We start from the raw sequence: 18,933 nt of genomic DNA on the forward strand, positions 1-18,933 counted from the left end.
GGACGTTTTATTTTAAACAGCTATATTATTTATACATCAAAGATATCTTTGACCAGAACTTCGAAACCTTCAACAACTTCGGAGGTTAATATTTCAGATTCCGTAAAAGGTTTTAAACCAATGAATTTTCCTGTTTCGTTAAGTTTATAAACCAATACAATATGATGATCTGGCTCTACAAGCCAATATTCCTTTACGCCGTTTTCTTCATAAATCTCAAATTTTTCTTTCATCTCCTTGTCTGTATTACCAGGTGATAATACTTCGACAATTAGGTCGGGAGCGCCGATACAGCCTTTTGAATCTATTTTGGCAGGATTACACACGACGCATATATCGGGTTGAACAACAGTATATATTTTACTAGAATCTGATTTTTTCAAAGGTGTTAACCTTACATCGAACGGAGAAATAAATACTTTGCAAGAATTACGGTATAGGTGATTACTCAGGCGACGATATATCTCGCCGACATGGAGTTGATGCCTGGTCGCAGGAGCCGGAGACATCTTAAAGATTTTTCCTTTTATAAGCTCGATACGCTCGTCAATGCGCCACTTTAAATAATCGGCGTAGCTATAAGTCGCGTTTGGATCTAGCTGATCAAGACTTGTAATTTCCATAAACTCATAATTTGGACTTTAACAAAGATAGAGAAATTAAGTTAAGAGCTGGAATTAAGGATTTTATACCAGATTTAAGTAAAAAGCGACAGAGAAATAACTCCCCTGTCGCTTTTTACTTAAATCATTAAATCTTTTACTTCCCGCCCTTCGCCTGTTTCAGCGCCTGTGTAGTGGTATAATATTTAGAAATCATATTCGGAACTTCCCATTCCGGTAATTTTCCGGCTTTCAGATATTCCATGTATTTTTTAGCGACCTGTGCAAAATGCGATTCGTGGCCGGTATCGTATTTGGCAGGAATACTGATTTCCCAGCCTTTGGCATTCTTTTTCAGTTCAATACCGGGGAATTTGTCCTGAACAGTTTTGAAACTTTTGGTTAAAGCCTCTTCATAACCTTTATCCTTACTAACCTGTTCAATAAAAAGAACCGGTTTGTATTTCTGATCTTTTCCCTGACGCACAACAAGATTTGCTTTGGAGCCTTTCATGATCGAATAATGTGTATCACCTGTTCCTTCCGGAGCCTGGAATTTCCATAACACGGAAACTTTTGCGTGAACACCTTTCAAGGTATAATTGATCTCTCCGTTGGAAAAAACGCTGAGTGTACTGTCTTTTACATCCTTTTTCAGAAATCCAGGATAGGTATCACTCTTTGTTACCAGTTTGAATTGTGAAGGCGTAAGTTGTGTAGCAGAACGTTTGGTAGAAAGCAATTTTATATCTTTTTGATAATCTAAGGTAACATTTGGAAAGCAGCTCCACTGCACCAAATCAACTAAATGCGTTGTCACATCCACCATGCCTTCTCCCTGCTGATTCACATCAAAAAACCAGGTTGGGCGCACCAATGCTTCTCCCGAAACATATTTAAAAAAGTGGTGTACACTTTCTTTTGCAACAGCCGGATCAGATGGCGTTCCTTTTTGTAATTCACCGAAAATATCTGGAAGTTCAGCCAGTTCGCGCTGCAAAGTATTTGTGATTTCATAACGCTCTGTCATGATATCGTAAAGCAAAACTTTGTTTTTGTCTGCGCTGCTGAATGCTTCTTTTAATAAATCAAAACCAGCTGCGTCGATAGCCATCGGTTTGTCGGCGAAAACGTTTAAACCCGCATCAACAGATTTTTTAATGAAATCGGTTTTTTTCTGATTGTTTCCTGCCAAAACAACTACGTTACCTTTCTTTTCAGATAACATTTTTTCAAGGAAATCAGAGCCGGTGTATACCTTTTCTTCCCACTTCGTCGGATCTTCTGCACGGGTATTGTATTTTTCTACTTTGTCCAGATATGCTTTTACGTCTGGTCCTTCGGATGCATAAACATACACAAGCGGATTAACATCAGGATACATCGATTTTTGAACCAAAGCGGCATGAAAATGACCCGGTTCAACCACAATCAGACTAAGTGGTTTTTCTTCTTTTTGTTCAGTTTTTTCTTCCTTTTTGGTAGTACATCCCTGATTCAATGCGATAATACCCGTTAAAGCGATTGTCAAAAGTTTTCCCTTCATGTAATCTTATTTGACAGTGGAAAGTTTAAATAATGATTCCGGCAAGTCGTTTCTTAGAAAATGGCTGCCATATTTATTTATAAGACGAAGTTTCTGTCAATCTCCCCGCACTGTCTTTATCAATATATAAAATCGCCTCCGGATGATTACGAAGAGTGGTGGATGGAAACGCCTCACTTATTTCATCTTCAATCGTATGCTGAATGGCCTCTGCCTTTTTTACCCCCGGAACAATCGCATAGGCATATTTTGCTTTTAGCAATGCAGGAATAGTTATCGTAAGCGCATCTTGCGGTACTTCTTCCAAAGATTCAAAACAAGCATCATTAACCTGTTGCTGGCGACAAGCTTCATCCAGACTAACTTTTTTCACAATCAAAGGATCATCAAAAAAGGCAACATGTGGATCATTGAATGCCAAGTGGCAGTTTTCTCCAATACCCAGACAAACGATATCCGTGGGGAAATCGGTAAGCAATTTGGAATAACGTTCACATTCTGCTTCAATATCAGTTGCATTTCCATTCAGGTAATGGATTGAATGAAGTGGAATTTTATCAAAAAGTCTGACTTTCAGGAAATAACCAAAGTTTTGCGGAGCGTCAGCAGGGAGACCTACGTATTCGTCCATATGAAAAGCATTAATTCTTTCCCATGCAATATCCTTTTCTTCTGACAAAACTGCCAGGAATTCATTTTGCGAAGGAGCAGAGGCAAATATGATATTTACGAATTCTTTAACTTTAAGCAATTCCCTGATTTTTGCAGCAACTGTTTGGGCCGCTTTTGCACCCATTTCCTGTCTTGTATTAAATATTTTTACTTCTAAATTACCGGCTTTCATTTCGTGTTTATTAAGTTTTTTTTCACGCAAAGCAAAAAAGTTAAAAGGCAAAGCACGCGAAGCCTTTGCGACCTTTGCGTTTTAACTTCCCTTCTTTGCGTGAACCCTTTTGAATTTGACTAAGCATTATATATTACTCGTCCGCTAACAATTGTTTTCTCTACAAGAATATTTTCATCAAAAATGACAATATCTGCATCCTTTCCTGAAACAAGTGAACCTTTTCGGTCATGAACATTCATGATTCTTGCAGGTGTGACAGTGATCATTTTGACTGCATCTAATAAAGAAACATCAGCCATGTTAATCATATTTCTAACCAGTCTGTCAGCCGTAGCAACGCTGCCTGCAAATGAAGAACGATCCGGTAATTTTGCTACGCCATCTTCTACAATTACTTTCAATCCAGTTTTTAAGGGCCCCAAAACACTGTCGCCTTCGGGCATTCCGGCAGCTCGCATGGCGTCTGTGATCAATGCAATCCGGTCCGGGCCTTTTATTTTCATGATTAATTTTAATAACGGAGCGGGAAGATGGATGCCGTCTGCAATAATTTCCACGTCCATTGCATCAATAATAAATGCACTTTCAATAACTCCGGCATAACGAAAAGCATTTCTCCTTGTCACGCCCGACATACCGGAATATAAATGCGTTGCCAGTGTATAGCCGTTTTCAAAACCTTCCAATACTTCTTCGTAAATAGCATCCGTATGCGCCAGAGCTGCTAAAACTCCTTTTGATTTTAAGTATTTTGCAAAATCAATAGCTCCTTTTAATTCCGGAGCCGCGCTCCATCTTGTGATCGAAGATGAATGTGCGAGTACTTCTTTATATTCTTCCGGATCAGGATCACGGATATAACGCGGATCCTGCGCACCGCGCTGGCTCATAGCGAAGTATGGACCTTCGAGATGCATCCCCAAAAATTGAGCTCCTTTTTTATTGTTCTTATTGGCTATTTCGTAAAGATCAAGTGTCTTTAACAAATCTTCTTTCTCGCTGGTAAGCGTTGTTGGGACCATGGAAGTGGTACCATATTTGGCATGGGTTTCAGCAATAGTTAAAAAAGCTTCCTCAGTTCCGTCCATGAAATCTGCTCCGCCGCCGCCATGAATATGAAGATCAATAAAACCGGGAGCTATATATTTTCCATGCGCGTCGATTTCTGCTGCATCGTCGATCTCAATATTTTTTTTACTGACTTCACGGATAATGCCATTCTCAATGATTACACATCCGCCATTTATGATGCGGTGAGGCGTTAGTATTTTTCCGTTGAATATTTTTGTAAGGGTCATTATTTGTGTTTTTAATATTTCATTTCCGTTGATCGAATCGGGAATTGTTAATCAATATATGTCACCCTTTCAGGGTTAGGATAATCGCCAGATATTATTTTTCTACAATAATGTCATCCCTTCGGGATTGGTTATGAGAATTTAGTAGTCATAAAATCAATCAATTATTTAAAGGTTTTATTTGTAGCTAATATCTATTTTTTAATCCCGAAGGGATGGCATTATTATAGAAATATTTACCAGACCAGATTTAGAACCCTGAAAGGGTGACATAATTCAACTTAACCAAAACATCTTAAACCGCCCACTTCCGGATTTTATGTCCCTCCACTGCATAAAAAACCAGATACAGATAACATGGAAATAAAACCCAATAAGCAATTCTGACATCATATAAATCAGCGATATAACCGTAAAAAAGAGGCATAATTGCATTCCCACACAATCCCATGATCATCACCGAGGCACCAAGTTTGGTAAAACGCCCCAGATCATCGAGCGCCAAAGGCCATATTCCAGCCCAAACCAAGGAATTGGCTAATCCCAAAAGCACCACAAACCAGATTGAAATATCCGTAGAGTGACCGAGAAAATTAATCTGTCCATGTGTAAAAATGATCAGCAAAGTGAAAGTCGTTCCTAAAAGTGTACAGATGCGTAAGGCATTAACCTGGCTGATAAATTTCGGTATCAATGAAATCCCGATCAGATAACCGCAAATTGTACAAAACAACGTGTAAGAAGGAAATACTTTGGCTTCGAGTAAATTTATTCCCATCGAATTGGCATATCCAATGATGGTATCAATTGCGATAACCTGCGTGCCAACGTGCAAGAAAATTGCAAGCGCTCCAAGAATTAAATGAGGAAAATGAAAAATGCTTGTTTTTCCTGCATTGGCACTTGCAATTTCTTCGCTTTCGTGCTCCGTGTCGATATCAGGCAGGGGAGATTTGTAAACCAGAAACCCTAAAACAAAAAGAAAACTTCCAAGACCAATATACGGGTTGATAACCCGCCGGATCAATTCATCCAGCGCGCCACTTCTTTCTACATCCGTCATAGAACTTAGCTGGGAAAAAAGTGCTGTATCCGTCGGGCGAAGAATTACTGCTGCAAAAACAATCGGAGATAATATTCCCGCTGCTTTATTACAAATCCCCATCATGCTTATCCGTTGTGCTGCACGATCTTTTGCTCCTAAAATGGTAATGTATGGATTCGCCGCAGATTGTAAAATCGCCAAACCTATACCAATTGTGAATAAACCAAGCAGGAAAATTTCATATGTCCGTGACATAGCGGCCGGAACAAAAATGAAAGCGCCCGTAGCCATACACCAAAAACCGATCATCATTCCTTTTTTAAAACCAACAGCTTTGAGAAGATAAGAAGAAGGGACGGACATCACGAAATAAGCGATATAAAAAGCAAAAGCTACCAAATAAGCCTGAAAACTGGTCAGTTCACACGCTATTTTGAAGTAGGGTATCAAGATAGAGTTTACCCAGGAAACAAAACCAAAAATGAAAAACATCAAACCAATAATCAGAATAGATATAGTCGTATCCCGCTTACTAAGCTGACTGGCCTGAATTGCAATGGTTTGAGCACTCATTTTTTTAGTTGAGAGTTGAAAGTTGAAAATTTGGCCTGATCTAATTTCTTGACTAATTATAAGTTTTTTAATATCAATCGTATTGAATTAAAAGATCGAGTTATTTCGATAGCCCGTTTAGGGGCATCACTTTCAACTCTCAACTCTCAACTAAATCAAACGGTAGGTTCCCAGCCCTTTGCATATTCCCGTTTCCATAATTTCTCTGCTTCGTTGTTATTTTTGATATGGCCATTCGTTGGATCAATGTCCAGTGAGCCGCCGGAACGGACTGCGATATTTCCAAGCTGGCAAAGCAAAGTACTTTGGTAACCGCCAACGATTTCGGCATTTACAATTGTTCCCTTTTTTATACCATCGAAAAAATTCTGGATATGAATGGCGTCTAATGCCTGTGAAGGATCCATTTTATTTCTGGCGTCAATTTTATAATCGTTTTGGACATCCTTCACCAGCTTGTTTTCCAGGTCATATACTTTGTAAGAATTTCCTGGTTCAATCTGGATTGATCCTTTTTCGCCATAAAAAACAACACCTACACTGGCTCCTTCATTGGTGCGTCCGTTGCAGCTTCGACCTTCCCAGGTCATGCCCTTGTCATTTCCGAAATCCCAACTGATGACTTGTGTATCAGGAGTTTGCCAGTCATCTTTGTAGCGGTATCTTCCACCGGAGGAAGTGACATGGGTTGGATATTCAACGCCTAAACCCCAACGCATCAAATCCACCATATGCGTCCCGTTGTTCAATGCTTCTCCTGTGCCCCAGTTCCAAAGCCAGTGCCAGTTGTAATGAACCAGGTTGTCTTTGTAAGCCATTCTGGGCGCTGGTCCCTGCCATAATTCATAGTCCAGCCAGGTTGGAACTGCTACTTCTTTTCCAATTCCTATAGAAGCACGGTTGTTGGTATACCACCCTTTTGCGAAATAAGCCCGTCCTATTGATCCGTTGATAACTTCCTTAACACCCAGAGCAACATTTGGCCATGAACGGCGCTGATTGCCCATCTGGATCACATTTTTGTATTTCTTGGCAGTCGCTACTAAAAGTTCTCCTTCATGAGGATTATGGCTGCATGGTTTTTCCAGATAAACGTGTTTTCCAGCCTTGGAAGCCAGAATCGCAGCTGGTGCATGCCAGTGATCCGGAGCTGCTATCACAAGCGCATCCATATCTTTATCTTCCAGTGCCTTTCTAAAATCGGGCTGGTTTTTGGGTTTGGAACTTGAAAGTTCTTCAACCTTTGCGATACATTTTGCAGCTGCTCTTGAATCAACATCGGAGATATAAATTACCTCACAATTCGGTTGCAAGGCATAATTACTTGCCAAGGCAAAACCACGACTATTTACCCCCATTACGCCAACCCGGACCTTTTCATTTGCTCCAATTATTTTCGCATAACTTTTCGGACTGAAACCAGGAAGAATTCCCCCAAAAGAAAGAAGTGCTGTTCCGGCCAAAGTCCTTTTGATAAAATCTCTTCTTGAATTACCGTTATTGGATTCCGTTTTGGAAGTATCTTTTATTGATGATATATCGTTGATTTGCATGGGATAAGCTTTAAGTTTTTATATAATCTTAGTAAGATAATTTAAACCCATTATTTACTGGCTTTCATCACACTTTCGAGTGTAACACTTTTCCCTCCCTGTCGTTTGCTTTCATCAGCAGCTTCCATGAACGCAAATATTTCAATGGTTTCTTCCGGGGTAACAGGTACTTCACCTGTTTTGAAATATTTAATAATATCAACCAAAAGCGGTTCGTAACCTGCGTAAGGCCCTAAAATTTTATTCCCGTCCTGCGTAAATACAGTTCCACCGTAATCATGTTTTCCGGTACGGGTACCTCGAAAAGTCCCGGTCCGTCCATCCGCCCAAACGCCGACAACAATATCGGTATCCGGCGTACTCACGCGACTCACACTTTTACATCCCGTTCCCATAACCGTATATAATGTTTCAACACCATGAATTCCATACCAGAAAAAATCCGGATGCGTTTTTTCCAGTGTAGCCGGGCTGTACGTATCGGCACCCAATACTTTCTTTTTATCAATAGCCTCAATTCCTTTGATATAACGAAGTGAGGAAGCTGAAAAAATCGGTATTTTATATTTTTTGGAAGCGTCATATATTGCCAGAACATCCTTCATAGAGGCAGCCACTGGTTTGTCGATAAACATTCTTTTTCCGGATTTGAAAACTTCCATTGCCTGTTGAAGATGGAGTCTTCCGTCATTTGTTTCAAGCAAAACCACATCTACTTTGTTAAGTAAATCCTTAATTGAATCCACGATTTCCACGCCCAGTTTTTTTACTTCTTCTGTATAAGCGGGAATTCTGGATGCGCTGGATTCAATATCTTTACTTCCGTATGGATAGGCTGCAACGACTTTGTATCCGTAATAAACGGGATCCGGATTGGCGGCATTCAGTGCTTTGGTGAAAGCGGTGCTATGGGAAGTATCAAGTCCAATAATACCGACCCTTTTACCATTTTCCTGCGCTGCGAGCGTTGGCGAAACATCAATGAACTGCAAGCCGACGCCCGTAGTAACAGCCGTTTTAATGAAGTGTCTCCGGTTAAAAGAATCCATCATTGTAATATTAAGGGTTAGGAATAGCACCGAAGTGAAATTAAAATCGGGTACGTACCCGCAATATACTAACAAAATTCAGATGTACCGGTTTTTTTGAAAAAATGTCTGAAAAATTCTGTTTGGAATATAATATTATCTGTTTTGATAAGGTGAAATAAAAAAATACAAGTGATTTGCTAAATTGGCAGAATTTGGTAGAATTCCTGGTTTTCTCTGGTAATAATATCAATCGGCATATACTGCGTTTTTTCCACCTGTTGCCCTCTAACCAAGGTATGATACAAAACCATCATGGCCCGATAGGCTTGTTCTTCAGGTTTATGACAAATCAGGAAATCAATTGTACCGGTGTTCAAGTGTTGAATATTTTCTTTGAGAAAATCGTAACCGACAAGAGCAATCTCTTTTTTATGCTTATTTTCAAGAAAAGTTGCGACTGAAAAAACCCGGGAATTGGTAACGAAAATGGCTTCAATATCTTCGTTTTTGGTAAAAACCTGTGTCAGATTTCTTGCCACAGAAAGGTAATCGGTCTCATTGATATCGGCACGAATTATTTCGAAGTTTAAATGATTTTCTTTAAGATAGCTGCGAAATCCTTCTTCGATCTGAAGGTAATTATAGTTTTCAATTTCTTTGGAAATATTTACCACCAGGATTTTTCCTTCTTCACCTTTTCGATACGTAAGCAGTTTTGCCCCCAGATAGCCGCTTTTGAATAAATGAGGACCGATATAGGCCAGGCTATGCTGTTGGGGAATATTGGAATCTATAAAGACAAAAGGGATTTTCAATCTACGGCATTCTTCTGTAAACCTGATGGATTGTGCAATAAATGAAGGAGAAAGTAACACTCCGTTGACACCTTTTTCCAAAATCAGATTGGCTTGTGTTTCAAAAGAATTTTCATCATTCAAATCAAAGAAAAAAGTAATCGTCTGAATACCGTATGGCTTGATTTCTGTTTCTGCCCGCTGAACACCATGAAGAGGAGCACTCCAAAAATCTGTTTCTTCGGACACCCTTGGAATCAGGACAGCCAGAATAATTATATTTTTTGAAGCCAGCCGACTCGCCAGAATATTTGGCTGGTAGTCCAGCTCTTTAATAATTTCGTTGATTCTTTTTTTTGTTTTTTCCGAAACACCCGTGCGGTTATGAATCACCCTGTCGACTGTTGCAATCGATACATTTGCTCTGCGGGCAATTTCTTTAACACCAAAGTACGTCGGATCTTTTTCCATTGAAATAAGTAACAGCCTGTTTTCTGATTTAAGTTTTTAGTCCTTTCTAATCGATTCACTTAAATAGCCAAACTATTTAAGTGTAATGTCTAATGTAACCAGCCTTTTGTAAATAACAAAGAAAGATATCCTATGTAATCATAACTTATAATTAAGCTTCTGGTAAATATGGATTTAATTTGAACTATTTGAATTATTAATATAATAATTATTTAAATTTAAGTTATTGATGCCTGCTTCGGTTACTAATTAATGATTATGTACTTTACCATGTCGACCAATTTAATAGATTAAATAGTCTGTTAAGCTATATTTAAGCTCTCAGCCCTGACAACCCACAACCACCAAACTGTTTATTGTTATGAAATCATCAAGTTTTACATCCGTCCCAATTAGTCTTCCCAGTTTTGGTTTTGCTTCTCTGATTAGAAAAAATTTGTGTTATAATTGATTCAATCGCTTCCATTTTCTCAAAAAAACAACGCCTTCGTTTTCTGGTTTTAAATCGCGTTTCAATACATTGAATCAGCGTTTTTTGAACCAGTCTGAATGAGTCAGCATATCCGGGGTTTTCGCACAAACCATCCAGTCAAAGTCAATCCCATATCTGCGGGAATGGGTTTTTCTGTTTGCCTTAATCGTTTTAAGCTTACAGGCCTCGGCTCAAAATGTTACAGTGAAAGGAACTGTGACATCTACCTCAGAGAAAACTGGTTTACCAGGGGTTAATATTGTCGTAAGAAATACGCTCGTTGGTACCTCCACAGACGCCGACGTGAAATTCGAATTGAGCGTTCCAACAGAGGCAATCCTTGTATTTTCCGGGATCGGGTACGTAACTCAGGAAACCGCTTTGAAGGGAAGAAATATAGTCGATATTCAACTTGCTGCGGATACCAAACAGCTTGATGAAGTTGTGGTTGTTGGTTACGGAACACAAAAAAGAAACAGTCTGACCAACTCAGTTTCTACCATATCCGGTGAGGATGTCGCGCGCCGACCGGTTTCCAATATTCAGCAATCTTTTCATGGGTTAATGCCTGGTGTTGCTGTAAATGATCTGGGTGGTGCACCCGGGAAATCGAATACTACAATCCGCGTTCGAGGTATCACTATTTTTAATATAAATGGAAGCAGCACAGGCGGTTATGATCTTGGTAAAAACGATGCGCTGGTTATCGTTGACGGTATTGAACAGCAATTGAGCAATATCAATCCGGATGATATTGAATCAGTTTCTATTTTGAAAGACGCTGCATCAACGGCAATTTATGGTTCACGTGCAACCAATGGTGTAGTTTTGATCACGACAAAAAAGCGAAGGGGACAAAAATACAGGTTGATTATCACGGATATTATGCGATCCAAAAATCGAACAATGTCCCTAAAATGATGGGATTGGAAGCCTATATGCGCGAATTGGGATTTTATTGACAAGGAATTAACGGATGCAGCTGTTCTTTTGCCAACAACTTACCCAGCTACGGACAAAGGAAGAGTAACCCAGGGTGCTGCATTAGGTTTAGCTGCAAGAGCAAATTTGTACGCTGGCCGTTACCAAAAAGCGGCGGATGCAGCGGATAAAGTGATGAAACTGGGGATTTATGGTTTGTATGAATCTTACGAAAAGTTGTTCACTTACGCTGCTGAAAACAATAAGGAGGTTTTGTTTGACAGACAATTTATCAAAGACACTTATCCGATTAATGTTTTCTCACTTTTGGCCCCATAAAGCCAGAAAAACGGTGGCAGCAGTTATGTACCTACCAAGGCGTTGGTTGATACATACGAAACGCTGGATGGAAAATTAATTACCGATGCTGCCAGCGGATACAATCCTGCGACACCTTATGCAAATCGTGATACGCGTTTGAAATATTCTGTTTTTCTGGAAGGTGATATTTTGCCAAGCGGAATTGCATTCAAACCGCAGCCAACAAGCGGAACTGCGGACGCTGTCGGGAGTACTTACATTGCTTCAACAACTGGTTTTAATATTAAAAAATACATTATTAACGACGATTATGCGAACCCGGTTAACAGCGGAATTAATATCGTTTTGCTTCGTTAGGCAGAAATTCTCCTGACTTACGCCGAAGCGAAAATTGAAACCGGACAAATCGATGTAAGCGTTCTGACTGCAATTAATACGGTAAGAAATGGTAGAACTGACGTAAAACAGCCTTCTGTAACCACGTTGTCACAAACGGAATTGAGAGCAATCGTTCGTCGCGAAAGAACGGTTGAATTAGCTTTTGAAGGTCAGCATTTGTTTGATATCCGTCGCTGGAAAACGGCGGAAAAAGTAATCCCGGGACCTGTTTATGGCATTACTTACAAAGATGCGAGCGGAGCGCTGGTAACAGTTCAGGTTGTTTCGGTTAATAAAGCTTTTGATGTAAGTCGCCATTATTTATGGCCGGTTCCGCAGAAAGAAAGAGATTTGAATCCATCATTGACACAAAACCCAGGCTGGTAATATGTTAAGTATTAAAAAATTGAAGTTCGTAATCGTATCATGTTTCGTTTTAGGTTTGGCTGTTTTTATGGCAGCCATGGCTCCGAAACCGGTATCGAAAACACCCAATATTGTTTTATTTTTTATTGATGATATGGGTTATGGTGATTTGTCAGTTACCGGTGCGCTGGGTTACAAAACACCAAACATTGACAAACTCGCTGCCGAAGGAATGCGTTTCACCAATTTTATGGCAGCGCAAGCCGTTTGTAGTGCCTCACGTGCTGCTTTATTGACAGGTTGTTATCCAAACCGCGTTGGTGTTGCCGGAGCTTTTGGCCCAAAACAAGGTTTGGGACTTAACCCGAATGAAGAAACCATCGCTGAATTGTTGAAAGCAAATGGTTACACAACCGGAATTTTCGGTAAGTGGCATTTGGGAAGTGATTCTGTTTTCCTTCCTTTAAAACAAGGTTTTGATGAATATTACGGCGTTCCCTATTCGCACGATATGTGGCCGCTCCATCCATGGCAGAAGCAGGCGCAGTATCCGCCGCTTTTCTGGATTGAAGGAAACAAGCAAGTGAAAGAAATTAAAGACCTGGATGATGCCAGTCTGATTACCGGAACCGTTACGGAACACGCCATTTCTTTCATCAGGAAAAATAAGAAAAAACCATTTTTCCTGTATGTTCCGGAACCTATGCCGCACGTTCCGTTGGCTGCCAGTGCTAATTTCAAAGGAAAAAGTGAGCGTGGAATTTTCGGGGATGTATTGACAGAACTGGATTGGTCGGTTGGGCAGATCATGAAAGAATTGAAAGTGCAGGGGCTGGATGATAATACGATTGTGATCTTTACCAGCGACAATGGTCCGTGGCTAAATTATGGAGATCATGCCGGTTCGTCAGGCGGATTCCGTGAAGGAAAAGGAACTTCGTTTGAAGGCGGACAGCGTGTTCCTGCAATTATCCGCTGGCCGGGTGTGGTGCCTTCGGGAAGAGTTTCGAACAAGCTGTTATCAAACATCGATATTTTGCCGACCCTGGTTAAGTTAACCGGTGCAAAATTACCGAAAGAGAAAATTGACGGAATTGATTTTGTTGATCTGCTGAAAGGTGATGATACGAAAACGCCACGGGGAAATTTCCTTTACTACTACCGTCAAAATAGTCTGGAAGCGGTGCGTAAGGATAACTGGAAACTTGTCTTCGCACACCCGGGCCGTACCTATGAGGGTTCGTTACCAGGGAAAGGCGGTCAGCCCGGACCAGCACCTGAAAATCATGATTTCCCGGTTGCACTTTATAATCTGGGCCGTGACCCAGGCGAACGTTACGATGTTTATTCTCAAAATCCGGAAATCGTAGCCGAACTTGAAAAAATTGCCGACGCTGCAAGGGAAGATTTAGGAGACGATTTGCAGAAGAAAACCGGAAAGAACAGAAGACCGGGAGGTAAAATCACTAAATAATTTAGCTGAGATCATAAAGTTATGAAGCCGGATTAATAAGAAAAAGCAAAAGAAGTCAAGTGCTGAATACTTGGCTTCTTTTGCTTTTCCGGAATGCCAGGAAATTGAAATCTTAAATAAAATAGATTATGAGACTTTACAGATTACTCATTTGCATTTTATTCCTTGCAACGCAACCGCTTTTCACGGCAAAATCTTTCGCCCAAAAACAAACCCGGAAACCCAATATCATTTACATCTATGCCGATGATTTAGGTTATGGTGAACTTGGGAGTTACGGCCAGAAAAAGATAAAAACGCCAAATCTGGATAAGCTTGCCAAAGAAGGAATCCGTTTTACAAAACATTATACAAGCACTCCTGTTTGTGCTCCGGCGCGATGTATGCTGCTGACAGGTCGTCATGGCGGACATTCTTTTATCCGTGGGAATTATGAAATGGGAGGTTTTGCGGATGATAAAGAGGGCGGACAAATGCCGCTTCCCGAAGGAACACTAACCATCGCCAAAGTTTTGAAAAACGCAGGTTATGTAACGGGTGCTTTTGGGAAATGGGGTTTAGGGATGAACAACACAACCGGCGATCCGAACAAGCAAGGATTCGATTATTTCTACGGATATCTTGATCAGAAACAGGCTCACAACTATTATCCAACGCATTTATGGGAAAATGGTAAATGGGACAAACTGAATAATCCGGTCATTGATGTGCACAGAAAGTTAGCTCCGGATGCTCCTGATAGTGCTTTTAATTATTTCAAAGGGAAAGATTATGCGATTGATAAAATCGGGGATAAGGCGCAAAAATTTATCAGCGACCATCAGAAAGAATCCTTTTTCTTATACCTGCCGATGACCATTCCGCACGTCTCTTTACAAGTTCCGGATGAGGCGGTAAAGGAATATATCGGCCAGTTTGAAGAGAAACCTTATTACGGAGATAAGAATTATGCCTCCACAAAATATCCGCGCTCGACTTATGCTGCGATGATCACCTATCTGGATAAACAGGTTGGGGAAATTATGGAGCAGGTGAAAGCGCTTGGACTTGACGACAATACGATCATTATGTTTTCCAGCGATAACGGTACTACGTTCAATGGAGGGACGGACGCGAATTTTTTCAACAGCGTAGCAGGTTTGCGAGGAATGAAAATGGATATTTATGAAGGCGGAATCCGTGAGCCATTTATTGCAAGATGGCCAGGAAAAATTGCTGCTGGGATTACTACGGATTTCGTTTCTGTTCAATATGATATGTTTGCTACTTTCTCAGATATTGCCGGAATCTCCGCGCCTCCTTCGGATGGAATTTCTTTATTACCGGTTTTGACGGGTAAAGGAAAACCGAAAACCCGCGAATATCTTTATTTTGAATTTGGTGAAAAATCGGGTGAAATAGCCATTCGCTTTGCTGATTTCAAAGCCGTGAAAAGTGGTGTGCGTAAAAATAAAAATGCCGCCTGGGAATTGTATGATATGCGTTCTGATGAAAAGGAAACGACAGATATTGCCTTAAAACATCCGGAGATTATTTCAAAACTGGATGTGATCGTCAAGAAGGAACATTTAAATGCGACTGTTAAGGAGTGGGAATTTATTGATCCCAAATTCTAACTTATCTTAACCGCAATAGGCGCTATGGGTTTCGCAATGGACGCAATGGTTTCATCTTGCGTCCATTGCGAATTCTACTGCGTCTATTGCGGTTAAAGAAAGCCACATTTTATAAAATAATTTCTCAAAACCACTTGTTAGTATCAAAACAAAACCCTTACTTTGTCTATCAAATAAGTAGAGTATCTGAAATGGTTAGATATATCTCTGCACAACAAATCACGATAAACTTTTTTGATTGAAACAATATATCCACTCCTGATACCCAAGAGACAGCACAAACCGGACATGCCGGATTTTCGGTGGTTGTCAATTCATGCTTGCCCGGCTGGGCTGTCGCGGGGTATCAGGAGTGGTGAATTTTTTGCAGCCTGTCAAATTAACTTCGTCACTTTCTTTCCATACAGAACGGATTTTTGTTTCTGTAAAGTCTGCAATATAACATGGTTGAATAAATTAAAATTTCATGACAAAGAAATACTTTTGGCTTTTCTTATTTCTCACCGGACTTTTTCAAGCCACTCTATCTTTCGCTCAAAATACAAAACGGCCTAATATTATCTTCATTCTGGCCGATGATCTGGGTTATGGCGATGTTGGTTTCAACGGGCAAAAGTTAATTCACACACCCAATATTGACCGTCTCGCCAGGGAAGGCGTTCAGTTTTCCCAGTTTTATGCCGGAACTTCCGTTTGTGCGCCGTCACGTTCGTCACTTATGAGCGGCAAGCATACAGGACATACTTATATCAGAGGTAACAAAGGTGTAGATCCGGAAGGGCAGGAGCCTATCGCAGATTCAGTTGTGACGATTGCCGAAATTTTGAAAAAAGCAGGGTACGCAACCGGTGCTTTTGGGAAATGGGGTTTAGGTCCGGTTGGTTCTTACGGCGATCCGAACAAACAAGGTTTTGATCAGTTTTACGGTTACAATTGTCAAAGTCTGGCACATCGCTACTATCCGGATCATCTTTGGGAAAACCAGAAGAAAGTTGTTTTGGAAGCCAATCAGGACTTGCTTTATAATAAGGAATACGCACCGGATCTGATCCAGAAAAAGGCACTGGAATTTGTGGATTCGAAAGATGGAAAACAGCCATTCTTTTTATTCTTACCTTATATTTTGCCACATGCAGAATTGATCGTTCCTGAGGACAGTATCTTTCAATACTATAAAGGAAAGTTTGAAGAACAGCCTTACAAAGGAGCCGATTATGGTCCAAATGCAACCAATGGAGGTTATGCGTCCCAGCAATATCCGCACGCTGCTTTTGCCGCTATGGTTACCCGGCTGGATTTATATGTAGGCCAGATTTTGGATAAATTAAAAGAAAAAGGTCTTGATAAAAATACACTGGTGATTTTTACAAGTGATAATGGTCCGCATATTGAAGGTGGCGCCGATCCTGTATTTTTTCACAGCAGCGCCGGTTTCAAAGGGGTAAAGCGTGATTTATACGAAGGAGGGATTCGTGAGCCTTTTGCAGCACGTTGGCCGGGCGTTATCAAACCCGGAACTAAAAATGATTACATCGGCGCTTTCTGGGATATCCTTCCTACATTCGCAGAGCTGGCAGGAGCAAAACCTTCAACAAAAACCGATGGCATTTCCTTTGTTCCGTCCATTACCGGAAAGAATGTCCAGAAAAAACATGATTATCTGTACTGGGAATTTCACGAACAAGGCGGGCGTCAGGCTGTGCGCCAAGGAAAATGGAAAGGTGTCAGATTGAAAGCGGCAGGTCATCCTAATGCGTCTGTTGAGCTTTATGATTTATCCAAAGACGTCGGTGAGCACATTAATATTGCCGATAAATTCCCTGCAAAAGCAAAAGAACTTGGACAAATTATGAACAGGTCGCACGTTGAATCTGCAATTTTTCCATTTGTAAGTCAGGCCGGGAAATAGCAAATTGCTTTTTGAAATGAAATATTCCTGAACATGATGGATAACCTGAGAAATAAATACTGGCCTCAAAAGTCATATCAATATTTAAAAACTTTCCCGATGCTGGCAATTTTGCTGATTTCGGGATTTTTTTCATTTGGACAAAATAAAAAAACGCAGCCAAACATTATCGTGTTTCTTGTGGATGATATGGGTTGGCAGGATACTTCGGTTCCTTTCTGGACAAAAGTTACCGATTTCAATAAACGTTACCATACTCCTAATATGGAACGGTTGGCCAGGGAAGGAATGAAGTTTACGAATGCTTATGCGATGCCGGTTTGCACACCTTCGCGCGTGAGCCTGATGACGGGTGTAAATGCTGCGCACCACCGCGTAACACATTGGACTTCGCCTGACAAAGACAAGAATACTGATTTTGCTGATTCCACGCTTAATTCGGTAGACTGGAATATCAATGGATTTAGTCCTGTTGCCGGCATTCCGCATACTTTTTATGGAACGCCTTTACCGGCCATTTTGAATCAGGCGGGTTATTATACAATCCACAGTGGAAAAGCACATTTTGGATCAGCGGGAACGCCAGGTTCTGATCCGAAAAATCTGGGTTTTCAGGTCAATATCGCCGGCAATGAAATTGGTCATCCGGCCAGTTATCTGGGAGAGAAAAACTATGACAATGCCAAAAATGGAAAACCAAGCCGGAATGCGGTTCCTGGTTTGGAAGCATATCATGGTACCGATGTTTTCCTAAGTGATGCGATCACGACCGAAGCTTTGAAGGCTTTGGAAAAACCGGTGAATGATAAGAAGCCATTTTTTCTTTATCTGGCTCAGTATGCCGTTCATGTGCCTCTGGATGCTGATAAACGTTTTATGTCAAAATATTTGAAAGCAGGTCTTGATAGTACGGAGGCAAAATATGCTGCGCTGATCGAAGGAATGGACAAAAGTTTGGGCGATGTGCTTAATTTTTTGGATGACCGGAAAATTGCGGATAATACCGTAATCCTTTTTATGTCGGATAATGGCGGGTTAAGTCTGACGCCTCAGCGCGGAGGAAATGCCTGGACGCATAATCTGCCGCTGAAAGGGGGAAAAGGATCTGTTTACGAAGGAGGAATTCGGGAGCCGATGCTGATACGCTGGCCGGGTGTTGTTAAGCCCAAATCGGTAGCGGATCAATATGTAATCGTTGAAGATTTCTTTCCGACGATTCTCGAAATTGCAGGCGTGAAAAATCAGAAGATTATTCAGCAAATAGACGGGAAAAGTTTTCTCCCCATATTAAAAAATCCGTCTTTTAAAGATGAAAACAGAGAACTGGTCTGGCATCATCCAAACCGCTGGATTCCAGCCGAAGGGCCAAAAATTCATTTTTCCAGCGCATTTAGAAAAGGAGATTGGAAGCTGATTTATGATTACCGGAAAGGAAAACTGGAACTCTACAATCTTAAAAACGATATAGGCGAACAAAACGATCTGGCTTTGACAAATCCGCAAAAAGTGAAAGAGCTGGCTTTGCTTTTTACCAAACAATTGAAAAAATGGGATGCGCAATGGCCGACTTATAAGCAAAACAGAAAAGTTGTTCCGTGGCCTGATGAGGTTAATTAGGAACACGGGGAACCACAGAGAAAAAAAGAGATTCACAGAGAATAGTCTCTGTGTACCTCTTTTTTTCTCAGCGTAACTCTGTGTAATATTGTTGAGATT

At 40.7% G+C, this 18,933-nt stretch carries 14 protein-coding genes and 1 pseudogene; 7 read left to right on the top strand and 8 right to left on the bottom strand.

All coding sequences use genetic code 11. From position 1 onward, the window contains the following. Positions 1–29 precede the first annotated feature (29 nt). The 8 genes from FDK13_RS03685 to FDK13_RS03720 form a co-directional block, all read right to left on the bottom strand. A complete protein-coding gene (locus FDK13_RS03685) occupies positions 30–623 on the bottom strand; it encodes a Uma2 family endonuclease (RefSeq protein ID WP_137338613.1) in 594 nt (197 codons plus the stop codon). A gap of 136 nt (positions 624–759) precedes the next feature. Continuing rightward, positions 760–2,148, bottom strand: coding sequence for a putative oxidoreductase C-terminal domain-containing protein (locus FDK13_RS03690; protein WP_137338614.1), 1,389 nt, complete (start codon positions 2,146–2,148; stop codon positions 760–762). Between the two features lie 73 nt (positions 2,149–2,221). Then, positions 2,222–2,992 (bottom strand): glucosamine-6-phosphate deaminase, encoded by a 771-nt coding sequence (locus FDK13_RS03695; protein WP_137338615.1) that lies wholly within the window; start codon positions 2,990–2,992, stop codon positions 2,222–2,224. Between the two features lie 119 nt (positions 2,993–3,111). Further along, entirely contained in the window at positions 3,112–4,293 is a 1,182-nt protein-coding gene (nagA, locus tag FDK13_RS03700; RefSeq protein WP_137338616.1) for an N-acetylglucosamine-6-phosphate deacetylase, read from the bottom strand. Between the two features lie 295 nt (positions 4,294–4,588). After that, positions 4,589–5,911 (bottom strand): sugar MFS transporter, encoded by a 1,323-nt coding sequence (locus FDK13_RS03705; protein WP_137338617.1) that lies wholly within the window; start codon positions 5,909–5,911, stop codon positions 4,589–4,591. A gap of 155 nt (positions 5,912–6,066) precedes the next feature. Continuing rightward, entirely contained in the window at positions 6,067–7,464 is a 1,398-nt protein-coding gene (locus FDK13_RS03710) for a Gfo/Idh/MocA family protein (protein ID WP_137338618.1), read from the bottom strand. A 50-nt stretch (positions 7,465–7,514) separates the two neighbouring features. Then, complete coding sequence (locus tag FDK13_RS03715) at positions 7,515–8,516, bottom strand: Gfo/Idh/MocA family protein (RefSeq protein WP_374756085.1); 1,002 nt, start codon at positions 8,514–8,516, stop codon at positions 7,515–7,517. A gap of 176 nt (positions 8,517–8,692) precedes the next feature. Next, positions 8,693–9,760, bottom strand: coding sequence for a LacI family DNA-binding transcriptional regulator (locus FDK13_RS03720; protein WP_137338619.1), 1,068 nt, complete (start codon positions 9,758–9,760; stop codon positions 8,693–8,695). A gap of 676 nt (positions 9,761–10,436) precedes the next feature. On the opposite strand from FDK13_RS03720, the gene FDK13_RS03725 reads away from it, so the two are divergent. The 7 genes and pseudogenes from FDK13_RS03725 to FDK13_RS03750 all read left to right on the top strand — a co-directional run bounded on the left by FDK13_RS03725 (position 10,437) and on the right by FDK13_RS03750 (position 18,834). Then, positions 10,437–11,153 carry a TonB-dependent receptor plug domain-containing protein gene (locus FDK13_RS03725; RefSeq protein ID WP_229215884.1) on the top strand — a complete coding sequence of 239 codons (717 nt, stop codon included), beginning with the start codon at positions 10,437–10,439 and terminating at the stop codon, positions 11,151–11,153. Between the two features lie 69 nt (positions 11,154–11,222). After that, positions 11,223–11,492, top strand: coding sequence for a hypothetical protein (locus tag FDK13_RS36000; protein WP_229215885.1), 270 nt, complete (start codon positions 11,223–11,225; stop codon positions 11,490–11,492). A 15-nt stretch (positions 11,493–11,507) separates the two neighbouring features. After that, positions 11,508–12,239: pseudogene (locus tag FDK13_RS03730) on the top strand (RagB/SusD family nutrient uptake outer membrane protein); the annotation flags it as partial. A gap of 67 nt (positions 12,240–12,306) precedes the next feature. Next, a complete protein-coding gene (locus tag FDK13_RS03735; protein ID WP_229215891.1) occupies positions 12,307–13,692 on the top strand; it encodes a sulfatase family protein in 1,386 nt (461 codons plus the stop codon). A 128-nt stretch (positions 13,693–13,820) separates the two neighbouring features. Further along, the gene (locus tag FDK13_RS03740; RefSeq protein WP_137338621.1) at positions 13,821–15,308 is read left to right on the top strand and encodes an arylsulfatase; all 1,488 of its coding nucleotides are present in this window, start codon (positions 13,821–13,823) and stop codon (positions 15,306–15,308) included. Positions 15,309–15,774: 466 nt separating this feature from the next. After that, positions 15,775–17,217 carry an arylsulfatase gene (locus tag FDK13_RS03745; protein WP_137338622.1) on the top strand — a complete coding sequence of 481 codons (1,443 nt, stop codon included), beginning with the start codon at positions 15,775–15,777 and terminating at the stop codon, positions 17,215–17,217. A 99-nt stretch (positions 17,218–17,316) separates the two neighbouring features. Then, positions 17,317–18,834 (top strand): sulfatase, encoded by a 1,518-nt coding sequence (locus tag FDK13_RS03750; RefSeq protein ID WP_137338670.1) that lies wholly within the window; start codon positions 17,317–17,319, stop codon positions 18,832–18,834. Positions 18,835–18,933 lie beyond the last annotated feature (99 nt).

Origin of the sequence: Dyadobacter frigoris, assembly GCF_005280585.1 — a bacterium.
Taxonomy (GTDB): Bacteria; Bacteroidota; Bacteroidia; order Cytophagales; family Spirosomataceae; genus Dyadobacter; species Dyadobacter frigoris.

Coding starts and splice junctions, on each gene's coding strand:
- FDK13_RS03745 (WP_137338622.1), top strand. CDS start 15,775: ATGACAAAGAAATACTTTTGGCTTTTCTTATTTCTCACCGGACTTTTT.
- FDK13_RS03735 (WP_229215891.1), top strand. CDS start 12,307: ATGGCAGCCATGGCTCCGAAACCGGTATCGAAAACACCCAATATTGTT.
- FDK13_RS03715 (WP_374756085.1), bottom strand. CDS start 8,516: ATGATGGATTCTTTTAACCGGAGACACTTCATTAAAACGGCTGTTACT.
- FDK13_RS03710 (WP_137338618.1), bottom strand. CDS start 7,464: ATGCAAATCAACGATATATCATCAATAAAAGATACTTCCAAAACGGAA.
- FDK13_RS03750 (WP_137338670.1), top strand. CDS start 17,317: ATGCTGGCAATTTTGCTGATTTCGGGATTTTTTTCATTTGGACAAAAT.
- FDK13_RS03740 (WP_137338621.1), top strand. CDS start 13,821: ATGAGACTTTACAGATTACTCATTTGCATTTTATTCCTTGCAACGCAA.
- FDK13_RS03705 (WP_137338617.1), bottom strand. CDS start 5,911: ATGAGTGCTCAAACCATTGCAATTCAGGCCAGTCAGCTTAGTAAGCGG.
- FDK13_RS03685 (WP_137338613.1), bottom strand. CDS start 623: ATGGAAATTACAAGTCTTGATCAGCTAGATCCAAACGCGACTTATAGC.
- FDK13_RS03690 (WP_137338614.1), bottom strand. CDS start 2,148: ATGAAGGGAAAACTTTTGACAATCGCTTTAACGGGTATTATCGCATTG.
- FDK13_RS03695 (WP_137338615.1), bottom strand. CDS start 2,992: ATGAAAGCCGGTAATTTAGAAGTAAAAATATTTAATACAAGACAGGAA.
- FDK13_RS03720 (WP_137338619.1), bottom strand. CDS start 9,760: ATGGAAAAAGATCCGACGTACTTTGGTGTTAAAGAAATTGCCCGCAGA.
- nagA (WP_137338616.1), bottom strand. CDS start 4,293: ATGACCCTTACAAAAATATTCAACGGAAAAATACTAACGCCTCACCGC.